Origin of the sequence: Anoxybacillus thermarum, assembly GCF_000836725.1 — a bacterium.
GTDB lineage: Bacteria > Bacillota > Bacilli > Bacillales > Anoxybacillaceae > Anoxybacillus > Anoxybacillus thermarum.
In genome coordinates, this window is the sequence record NZ_JXTH01000078.1 from 1 (window position 1) to 9,527 (window position 9,527).

Genomic DNA, 9,527 nt, shown 5'->3' on the forward strand with positions numbered 1-9,527 from the left:
CTCCAAAAGGGCCGCCAACAAGACAGCGAACACCTTTTGAAGAGTTCTGACTAATTGTTCCTCCAGCTCTTTTAATAAAGGCCATTCTGTGGTAAAATGTTTCATGGACTCTCTCCCTCCTGTTTTATTGATGTTGGTCATCACCATCATAGCAGGGAGAGAGTCCTTTTTGCATGACATTTGCTTTTTTCTACCGCGCTTCGCTTGGTGGCCCCGACGAGCGTCGCGAACAAAAGTTCGCAACCCTCGTCGGGGAATCATTCCTGAATGTCACCCACAAATATTTTACTCACACATGAACCAGTCGATTGGTTTATTTTTACGACAGGGATTGGTGTTGATACATTAATGAAAAAAGCAGACGAGTGGGGAATAGGAGAAATGTTCCTTCAAGCCATTCGTCAAGCGCATGTGGCGGTACGTGGATATAAAACGACAAACGTTTTACGTACATACGGCATAAGCCCGCACATAACAGCAGACGACGGAACAACACAAAGTCTTGTGCATGCGCTAAAGGAAGTAGAGTGGACAGACAAACGTGTCGTTGTTCAGCTTTATGGGGATTCCGCTCCATCGTTGCAACAATTTTTGGTTAAACGAGGCGCGTTATATCAAGAGATATGGCCGTATCGCCATACGCCACCTGCGGCTGATGTGATGAAACAGCTTATTGATGAAATCATTTCTCGATCTGTACAAGCGGTTTGTTTTACATCAGCGATTCAAGTGCGCTTTTTCTTCTCCTTTGTAAACGAGTGGGGATATGTTCAAGAAATAAAACGAGCATTTGCTGATGATGTTGTAGCTGTTGCGGTAGGAAAAGTAACAAAAGAGACGTTACATGAAGAAGGGATTGCACGCGTCATTGCTCCAGCCCATGAACGGATGGGAGCTATGATTGTTGAACTTGCTCAATATTTTGACAAGCAGTAGCTGCGCATACATGTATGCACAGCTACAGACGAAATGATTCAACTATTGTACGAAGTTGCTCGCTAAGTTTAGCAAGCGTTTGGGCAGCGGAAGAAATTTGTTCGTTCATGGCTAGCTGTTCTTCTGCAGTTAGGGCGCTCTCTTTACTTTTTTGCATGACTCGATGCGCTATTTGTTTTAATTGTTTCATCGTTTCAGTTATTTCGTTTGAAATCGCGGTCATTTGTTCAATCGCTGCTGATGTTGTTTGTACTTTAGAAAACACTCGTTCTACTGATTCATCAATCGCTTGAAATGAACGCTTTGCCGTTTCATAGTATGTCGTGCCGTCAACAAGCTTTTTCGTATTTTCTTCGATGGCTTGCGCTACCTTTTTTGTTCCGATCTTTATTTGATCTAGCATCGTTTCAATTTCTTTTGCCGCTTCTTTCGATTGTTCAGATAGTTTTCGTACCTCGTCAGCGACAACAGTAAATCCTTTTCCATGCTCACCGGCACGCGCAGCTTCAATGGCTGCGTTTAGGGCAAGCAAGTTCGTTTGTTCGGCGATAGCCGTAATGACGTTTGTAATTTTTCCAATTTTCTCGGAATGTTGTTGAAGTGATTCAACAAGTGTTTTTGTTGTAAACATGGCATCACGCATGTCGGAAGCTTGTGTTGTCACCGCTTGAATGGAATGTTTCCCTTGATTGACAAAATCATGTGCTCGTTCTGCTGATGCAAGCAAATCTTCTGTACTTTCGGCAATTTGATTCATCCCGATGGAAAATTCATATAAAGAATCGTCCGCTACTTTGAGCATGCGCAATTGTTGTTCCGCTTCTGCATATGTTTGTTCAGCCGTTTCTGTCGCTTTCTCGGACGATTGCGTACTTTGTTCTGAGCTAGCGGCAAACTGCTCCGCTTGCGACGCCATATGAATAGAAATATCCTTCATCGTTTCAATCGTTTGCTTCAATTTTGTTTTCATATCATTAATGGACTCAGTCATATGTTTTGTTTCATCTTTTGTTTTAACTGACAAAGGCGGGGAAGATAAGTCTTTTTTCGCTATGCGCTGTAGTTCATCGGAAACGAGACGGATCGGTTTAGCAATTCTACTACTTATTAACCACGTTATACTAATGATAACAATAGATAATACAAAAAAGAGCAATGAGGAGATCATTTGTATTTGTTTCATTTCTTGTTTTATGCGTTTACGTTCCTCAGCGAGCAACTGCTTTTGTTTCATAATCATCTTGTCAGCAATGATTATAAATTCATTCCCCTTTTTTGCTAATTCCTTAAAAACTGCTGTCTCTTCCTCTTCCGTTTCAGCGCGAATAAACTGTTGGACAAGATCAAAATATTGCAATTCAAGTTTTTGCATATGTTGAAAAATTTCTTTTGTTTCTTTTGTTATTGCTATACGTTCTGCATTGTTATAGGCGTCATGAAAATGTGAACGGGCGTTCGTATAGTTATCTAAATGATTTTTTGTTCTTAGCAACAAGTACGTTAACACTTCTTTCCTTTGCTCATAAAAAGCGATCGTTAAATCATTTGTGTACGTTAAAATTTGCATGTGCCTATCAATCATTTGATTTTGTTTATCATGTTTTTGAGCAATTTGAAAAATTGTAAATAACTGAATACTAACAAATAGAGCCGACATCACGAAAAATGAAAGAAATATTTTTCTACTAATTGTCACTTTGAGTCACCCCTTTTTCTTTTTTAGAGCTGGCTTGTTTTTTATCATACGTATTTATCATCTTTTTGTTTGTGCAAATAAAACAAAAAACATCCCAAAAATTAACTTGGGATGCCTTTTTTCGGTTTTGAAAATACAGGGATGGAAATGGTTCGACGTTCACGTGCTTGACCGATAAAAAGTACGCTAAATGGTGTAGCGTGTATCATATAGCACATACCGATTGAAGCAATGGTTGTCATGGCGAATAACATCACCGCTTGTAATAGGGAATACATCGTTGTTGGAATAATCGACACAAACATGGATAAGAAAAATACATGTCCGATATATGCCCCATACGTATATCGACTAACGAAACGTAACGCTGTATATAGGAGCGATTTTGTTTGTACAATCGTGATTGATAAACCGTATAATAAGAAAATTTCCGATGTGACATATAACACCATTGAAGGTCTTAAATACGTAATCGTTGTTAAATCGATCGAAAAAATACTTTGCGATGTAAATAGTTCATACCCAACAAAAATAAATAAAGATAAAAATAAAAATGTGTTAAGTGGAATAGCTCGAATAACAAATTTTCGCCAAGCTGGCAATGTGTATGCGGCCATACCACCTAAACCAAAATAGAAGAAATAAGATAAAAATGTGCGATCAACATAATGTACATATGATTTGCTTTGAACGACTGGAGAAATGAATGTAATGAAGCCCATGTAAGTGATCGCACTAACGATAATAAATAATTTCCAATATTTTTTTTCATTAAGCCATCGGAAAAATGGAACAATGGCGACAATAAGCAAATGAAATTGTATAATCATGACGACGTACCATAAATGAGGAGCTGCTTCCCCAAGCAATAGTTGTTTCATCGCTTCAAATGCATGTGGATGACTAAATACAAAGTAAATAGATGACCATGTTATATACGGGATAATTAGCTCTCTCCATTTATGGGCCATGTAACGTGCGTAATGAATGGCTTCATTTTGTTGTGCAATATGAAATCCAACTAAAAAGACGAACACAGGCGCAGAAAATTTGACGACTTGAAACAATATACTGATCATAATCGCTTCCTCAGCATGTGGAGGGCGATCATTCATAACATATAATAACGCACTTTGAAAAACGACCGCTAAAAATGCTAAACTTTTCATAACGCTTAGTTCTGCAGGTGTTTTTTTTATCATTTTTCCTCACCAGCTTTATTTGTCAATTTGTTCATATACTAGTATAATGCTAATAGTTTCACAAAGTTAGTTGAAGAATGAACATTTATTGAAAAAACAGTCGCAAATTCATGAATGTTAATAATAAGTGTCATGTGAAGCGTTTACAAAAGGAAGGTGAAAAACAATGCGTTATCATACTCATATTGTTTCATCATTAGCCATTGGTGCCGGGTTTGCAACGTATACCCCTATATCTTTTACTGTTACCTATGCAGCCGGATTAGCTATTGGAGGGTTGCTTCCTGATATTGATGAACCAAATTCTTATATTGGTCGCCGCTCACTTGGTGTGGCGAAACAAGTGAAAAAGGCGTTTGGTCATCGCGGATTTACGCACTCGCTATTAGCATGGGGAGCGATCACAGCCGTTTTATTATCCCAACATTTTTCTCCTTTTACGCTCGGGCTATGTCTCGGCTACGCGTTTCATGTGTTAGCTGATTACTGTTCGAGTCAAGGTGTTCCGCTACTTTGGCCATTTTCTAAAAAAAGATATCGTTTTATTATGACTTATCGTACATCTAGCTTTTTTGAAACGTTGCTTTTTTACTGCTTTCTCGTTTTGTTTATTTATTTTTTAACGAACGGAGCAATAGAAGAGAATAGTTCGTTCTTTTCGTCTTCGTTTATTGATTTTTCTGAATAAATTGAATATGATTATGTTGAGATTGACAAAAGTGGGGGATGAGGATGAAAACGGCAGATTTATGTGATCAATACGGGGAACGTGTCCGCGTTTGTTCACTGACGTTTCAAAATTACGGTGGAAAAACGTCGTTTTATGGACCGATTACGACGGTAGATGTTTTCGAAGATAATGTCCTTGTTCGAGAAGCGCTAGAAACGGTACCAGCAGGAAGTGTAGTCGTTGTTGATGGAAAAGGATCAAAACAATGTGCGCTTGTGGGTGATCGGCTGGCACAAATCGCGTATGATCGCCAATTAGCAGGTATTATTGTACATGGATGTATTCGTGATTCGAAAGAAATAAGTACGATGCCAATTGGTGTACTTGCCCTCGGAACATGTCCTCGCAAAAGTAAAAAAGAAGGAAAAGGGAAACGAGACACAGTTGTTTATTTCGGGGATATAGAGTGGAAGCCAGGTACATACGTATATGTTGATGAAGATGGAGTGATTGTTTCAGACGGGCCTTTGCATGAATAACGATTTGTTCGGTTATTCTATTGTCTAGGGGGGATAGACGATGGAGAAAAAACGAACAATGCGAGAAGATGAAGTAGCGTTTGCTGAACAAGAGATCAACCGTTATTTTTATGACTATCCACATGAAGAAAGCGTTCCGTTTTATATTGGGAACAACACACCAGCTATTCGTGTTAGTAAGCGAGAAGAATGAGTCGGGCGATCAGCCCGACTTTTTTCATTACTCTGTTTTATCGCTTTGGCTTTTGTTTTGCTTACGGCCTTTACTGTTATCTCCGGCACCTTCATATAGTTGCCCGTGTTGTGTTGGTGCGTTTTGATTTCGACTTCCTTCGTTCACTTTTTTTGTCATGTTTCGGCCTCCTTTCTGCTACAATAAACGTAACATGTTTATTTTTTCAAAAAGGGGTGGAGTTATGCGCGCATGGCATAAAGAGGCGGAAAAACAATGGGATGAGCGAGCGGAGTGGTGGCATCAAAGTAGTGAAGACATGTGGGAGAGAGGAAGTCGAAAGACGATTATTCCGTTTGTCACGACATATATGCCGAAAGAAGGATATATTGCAGACATTGGATGTGGGGATGGATACGGGTCATATAAACTATGTCAACAAGGATATCGTGTCATCGGATTAGATTTATCAAGTGAAATGATTGAATTAGCAAAAAAACAAAGGTATCATGAACATCTTCATTTTCAACAAGCAGACATTATGAACTTACCTTTTCCAGATGAAACGTTTTCCGGTGCGATGATTATTAACTGCTTAGAATGGACTGAACGCCCACTTGCTGCACTTGAAGAAGTTCGTCGGGTATTAAAAACAAATGCGTATGTATGTGTCGGTATTCTTGGTCCAACAGCCGCTCCCCGAGTCAATAGCTATCGTCGTTTATATGATGAAGCAGTCATTTGTAATACGATGATGCCATGGGAGTTTGAACAGTTAGCAAAGGAAAATGGCTTCATAACAGTTTCTCAAGAGGGAGTGTATAAGCGTGGAGTCGATGGGCATTTCATTCAACAGCTACCAACAGAATTAAAACAGGCTGTTTCGTTTATGTGGTTATTTATGTTGCAAAAAAGGTGAGGGAGCTAGCTCCCTCCTTTTTCATGTAGTTTTTTATTGTTAGCGACCTGGATTAATTGTTGGAGCCATTCTATTTCGGTTTCTAAATGCATGATGACTCCTTTTAACACGTACAATTTTGCGACATATTCGTTTTCTCGCTTTTGTTCAAATATCCATTTCAATTTTTCGAGTTGTTGTTTTGTTTCTTGGAAACGTCGCTCTAATACCGCACTTACTTTTGCTGCATCGGCGTATGCAGCAAAAGATAGCCCCGCATAAATAGAGCGGTGAATATGTTCATGTTTTTGTAATTCTTCTAGTAAGAGCTGTTCAAAGTGTTGCTTTCCTTTTTCGGTAATGCGGTAAATCGTTTTATCTGGGCGATTCGTATCGCGTACGACATCGACCACCTCTACATATCCTTGTCTTTCAAGCTGATCAAAGGCATAATAGAGCGATCCAGCTGCCAGTTTAATATAATGTTTCATATGGCGTTCGTTGACAATTTGTTGAATTTCATATGGATGTTTTTCACCTTCCATCAACAAGCCGAGAATGACAAGTTTCACGCTCATTTTATTCCCCTACTTTTGCCCGTTTTTGTATTTCTAGTTTTTCATTCCCCATGAAGAAAATTAATACGAATGAAAGAGCAATTGGAATTAATGCGAGCGTAAATGCATACGTAATGGATGATGCCAACGCATCAACAATTTTTTGTAAAATAGGTGCCGGAATTTGTGCACGTGCTCCCGCTTCAAATAGTGCACGTGGATCGAACGAATGTGCTGATGGCATCGAACCGAAAGTTTCTTTTAAATTGCTAGTTAATGTATTTGTTTGAATCGTTCCGAAAATGGTAATGCCGAGCGTCATGCCGAGCGAGCGAAAGAACGAATTGGTTGAATTCGCTGTTCCACGAAAACGTGGTTCTAAATTGTGCATTGATGCAGTCGGTAGCAAAGAAAATGAGAACCCAACGCCAAATCCCGCAATCGCCATATACACAGTTAACCATATACGTGATGTTTCCGGTGTCATGAAACTAAGCAATAGCATGCCTGTAAAGTAAGCGATCACAGAAAGAAACATAATGTTTCGATATGATGTTTTCGTTTGTGAAATACCAGCGAACGAACTGCCTGCAACAGATCCAAGCATCATTGGCATTAAGATTAGTCCAGCATTTTTTGCTGTACCGCCATAAACCGCTTGTACAAACACCGGAATAAAAACGGTTAAAATGACAAATGTCGCACCGTATAAAAAAGCAAGCAACTGCGCTACAGCAAATGTTCGTCGTTTAAATAGTGAAAATGAAATAATTGGCTCTTTTACTTTCGTTTCTATATACAAAAATGCTAGTAAGAACATCGCACTAACCATAAATAACGATATGATGGTGAATGAATCCCAATCATATTTTTTTCCACCTAATTCAAGGGCGAACATTAAGCTAACGACTGTAACAATGAGAGTGAGTGCGCCGAACCAATCGATTGTTTGTTTCGTATGTGGCGTTGTTTCTTTGTAATAACGGACAATGAAAAAAATAGATAATAAACCGATTGGGACATTGACGTAAAACACCCAATGCCAACTTAAGTAATCGGTAATATAAGCACCGAGGAGCGGACCAAGCACACTTGACATCCCAAAGACCGCACCGAGCAATCCTGTCATTTTTCCTCGTTTTTCTGGTGGAAATACGTCAAATACGATTGTAAATGCAATGGGCATTAATGCCCCGCCACCAATTCCTTGAATCGCGCGGAAAATGCTAAGTTGTACAATGCTTTGTGCTAAACCACAGAGCGCAGAACCGATTAAAAAGACGATTAATCCGAATAAAAAGAAACGTTTTCGACCATACATATCGGATAACTTCCCGAAAATAGGCATACCAGCCATGACAGTAACCATATAAGCAGATGTCACCCAAACAAATTGATCTACGCCGCCTAAATCGGCAACGATCGTCCCAATTGCCGTTGCAACAATCGTGTTATCCATTGCTGCCATTAGGATTGCTAATAACAATCCAGCTACAATAAACGATAAATATCGTTGTTCATTCTTCATTTTATTACTCTCCTCCGTATGAATGATATACAAACTATTATATTCAAATTTGAATATATATCAATAAAAAAGCTCTCGCAAAAAGCGAAAGCTTACTCCCAAATGTATGGCGTTTCTTGATACACATAGTAGTTGAGCCAGTTGACAAACAGCAAATTCGCATGGGAACGCCACGTGTTATATGGTTGCTTATTCGGGTCGTCATGTGGAAAATAATATTTTGGGATTTGAATGTCCAATCCTTTGGCCACATCTCGTTCATATTCTTCTTTGAGCGTCGTGGCATCATACTCTGGGTGTCCTGTTAAAAATACTTGTTTTCCATCATTTGAAATGACGAGACAGACGCCAGCTTCCTCGGATGAAGATAAAATTGTTAACTCAGAAACCGCTTCGATATGTTCACGTTTCACATCTGTATGGCGCGAGTGTGGGATTTTATGAATATCGTCAAATCCACGAGTAAGTTTGACGTGCTTTTGTTCTAACATATGATCGAATACGCCGAAACATTTTTGTGGCAAATCGTATTTTGGGATACCGTAATGATAGTACATCCCTGCTTGTGCACCCCAACAAATATGTAACGTAGATGTGACATTCGTCTTTGTCCATTCCATAATTTGAGTTAACTCATCCCAGTAGTCAACTTGTTCAAACGGCAAATGTTCAACGGGTGCACCAGTAATAATCATGCCGTCATATTTTCTATGCTGAACATGTTGAAATGTTGTATAAAATTGATCAAGATGATGTTTTGATGTTGTTTTCGCTTCATGTGTTTCAGGACGTAAAAAAGTGACATGTACTTGTAGCGGCGAATTTCCAAGCAAACGCAATAGCTGTGTGTGTGAGTAAAATATTTGTGGGTGACATTCAGGAATGATTCCCCGACGAGGGTTGCGAACTTTTGTTCGCGACGCTCGTCGGGGCCACCAAGCGAAGCGCGGTAGAAAAAAGCAAATGTCATGCAAAAAGGACTCTCTCCCTGCTATGATGGTGATGACCAACATCAATAAAACAGGAGGGAGAGAGTCCATGAAACATTTTACCACAGAATGGCCTTTATTAAAAGAGCTGGAGGAACAATTAGTAAGAACTCTTCAAAAGGTGTTCGCTGTCTTGTTGGCGGCCCTTTTGGAGGAGATTGATCAACAACTGGCGGAAGCGCGGGACAAGCGCCGGTATCAGCTGAAAGACAAACGGCCGACCACGATCCAAACGCTGTTTGGAGAAGTGACGTTTCGACGGAACTACTACTATGATCGGCAGGCGGGGGCGTATACCTTCTTGCTGGATGCCGAACTGGGCTTTGATGGAGCGCAGTCG

11 protein-coding genes and 1 pseudogene are annotated in these 9,527 nt (G+C 39.7%); 6 read left to right on the forward strand and 6 right to left on the reverse strand.

The genetic code is table 11. The annotated features are described in order from the left end of the window. Window positions 1-267 precede the first annotated feature (267 nt). On the forward strand, window positions 268-936 hold the full coding sequence (locus LH47_RS13210; RefSeq protein WP_235341153.1) for a uroporphyrinogen-III synthase: 669 nt from the start codon (window positions 268-270) through the stop codon (window positions 934-936). A gap of 22 nt (window positions 937-958) precedes the next feature. Here LH47_RS13210 and LH47_RS13215 read toward each other — a convergent pair whose 3' ends face one another. Both LH47_RS13215 and LH47_RS13220 read right to left on the reverse strand, forming a co-directional pair. Continuing rightward, complete coding sequence (locus LH47_RS13215; RefSeq protein ID WP_043968280.1) at window positions 959-2,632, reverse strand: methyl-accepting chemotaxis protein; 1,674 nt, start codon at window positions 2,630-2,632, stop codon at window positions 959-961. Window positions 2,633-2,733: 101 nt separating this feature from the next. Further along, window positions 2,734-3,834: an acyltransferase gene (locus LH47_RS13220; protein WP_043968281.1), complete on the reverse strand. Its 1,101-nt coding sequence runs from the start codon at window positions 3,832-3,834 to the stop codon at window positions 2,734-2,736. 166 nt (window positions 3,835-4,000) lie between these two features. Between LH47_RS13220 and LH47_RS13225 the strand changes: the two genes are divergently transcribed. Genes LH47_RS13225 through LH47_RS16525 form a run of 3 tightly spaced genes read left to right on the forward strand, consistent with a single transcriptional unit; the run spans window position 4,001 to window position 5,236 of the window. Further along, on the forward strand, window positions 4,001-4,522 hold the full coding sequence (locus LH47_RS13225; RefSeq protein ID WP_043968283.1) for a metal-dependent hydrolase: 522 nt from the start codon (window positions 4,001-4,003) through the stop codon (window positions 4,520-4,522). 44 nt (window positions 4,523-4,566) lie between these two features. Further along, window positions 4,567-5,043 (forward strand): ribonuclease E activity regulator RraA, encoded by a 477-nt coding sequence (rraA, locus tag LH47_RS13230; RefSeq protein WP_043968284.1) that lies wholly within the window; start codon window positions 4,567-4,569, stop codon window positions 5,041-5,043. A gap of 40 nt (window positions 5,044-5,083) precedes the next feature. Beyond that, the gene (locus LH47_RS16525; RefSeq protein WP_167333790.1) at window positions 5,084-5,236 is read left to right on the forward strand and encodes a hypothetical protein; all 153 of its coding nucleotides are present in this window, start codon (window positions 5,084-5,086) and stop codon (window positions 5,234-5,236) included. 27 nt (window positions 5,237-5,263) lie between these two features. On the opposite strand, the gene LH47_RS17125 is transcribed toward LH47_RS16525, so the two are convergent. Beyond that, on the reverse strand, window positions 5,264-5,395 hold the full coding sequence (locus LH47_RS17125; RefSeq protein ID WP_019416538.1) for a hypothetical protein: 132 nt from the start codon (window positions 5,393-5,395) through the stop codon (window positions 5,264-5,266). 64 nt (window positions 5,396-5,459) lie between these two features. Between LH47_RS17125 and LH47_RS13235 the strand changes: the two genes are divergently transcribed. After that, window positions 5,460-6,134: a class I SAM-dependent methyltransferase gene (locus LH47_RS13235; RefSeq protein WP_043968286.1), complete on the forward strand. Its 675-nt coding sequence runs from the start codon at window positions 5,460-5,462 to the stop codon at window positions 6,132-6,134. A gap of 5 nt (window positions 6,135-6,139) precedes the next feature. Here the strand turns inward: LH47_RS13235 and LH47_RS13240 are convergent, their stop codons facing one another. From LH47_RS13240 to LH47_RS13250, 3 genes and pseudogenes are all read right to left on the reverse strand, one after another. Continuing rightward, window positions 6,140-6,691, reverse strand: a complete 552-nt coding sequence (locus LH47_RS13240; protein ID WP_043968288.1) for a PadR family transcriptional regulator — start codon at window positions 6,689-6,691, stop codon at window positions 6,140-6,142. A 1-nt stretch (window position 6,692) separates the two neighbouring features. Continuing rightward, window positions 6,693-8,198, reverse strand: coding sequence for an MDR family MFS transporter (locus tag LH47_RS13245; protein ID WP_043968290.1), 1,506 nt, complete (start codon window positions 8,196-8,198; stop codon window positions 6,693-6,695). A 92-nt stretch (window positions 8,199-8,290) separates the two neighbouring features. After that, window positions 8,291-9,097: pseudogene (locus LH47_RS13250) on the reverse strand (homoserine O-succinyltransferase); the annotation flags it as partial. A gap of 139 nt (window positions 9,098-9,236) precedes the next feature. Here LH47_RS13250 and LH47_RS13255 point away from each other — a divergent pair. After that, the coding region (locus LH47_RS13255) for a UPF0236 family transposase-like protein (RefSeq protein ID WP_043968291.1) at window positions 9,237-9,527 on the forward strand (291 nt) is incomplete at its 3' end.

Coding starts and splice junctions, on each gene's coding strand:
- LH47_RS13210 (WP_235341153.1), top strand. CDS start 268: ATGTCACCCACAAATATTTTACTCACACATGAACCAGTCGATTGGTTT.
- LH47_RS13220 (WP_043968281.1), bottom strand. CDS start 3,834: ATGATAAAAAAAACACCTGCAGAACTAAGCGTTATGAAAAGTTTAGCA.
- LH47_RS13225 (WP_043968283.1), top strand. CDS start 4,001: ATGCGTTATCATACTCATATTGTTTCATCATTAGCCATTGGTGCCGGG.
- rraA (WP_043968284.1), top strand. CDS start 4,567: ATGAAAACGGCAGATTTATGTGATCAATACGGGGAACGTGTCCGCGTT.
- LH47_RS16525 (WP_167333790.1), top strand. CDS start 5,084: ATGGAGAAAAAACGAACAATGCGAGAAGATGAAGTAGCGTTTGCTGAA.
- LH47_RS17125 (WP_019416538.1), bottom strand. CDS start 5,395: ATGACAAAAAAAGTGAACGAAGGAAGTCGAAATCAAAACGCACCAACA.
- LH47_RS13235 (WP_043968286.1), top strand. CDS start 5,460: ATGCGCGCATGGCATAAAGAGGCGGAAAAACAATGGGATGAGCGAGCG.
- LH47_RS13240 (WP_043968288.1), bottom strand. CDS start 6,691: ATGAGCGTGAAACTTGTCATTCTCGGCTTGTTGATGGAAGGTGAAAAA.
- LH47_RS13245 (WP_043968290.1), bottom strand. CDS start 8,198: ATGAAGAATGAACAACGATATTTATCGTTTATTGTAGCTGGATTGTTA.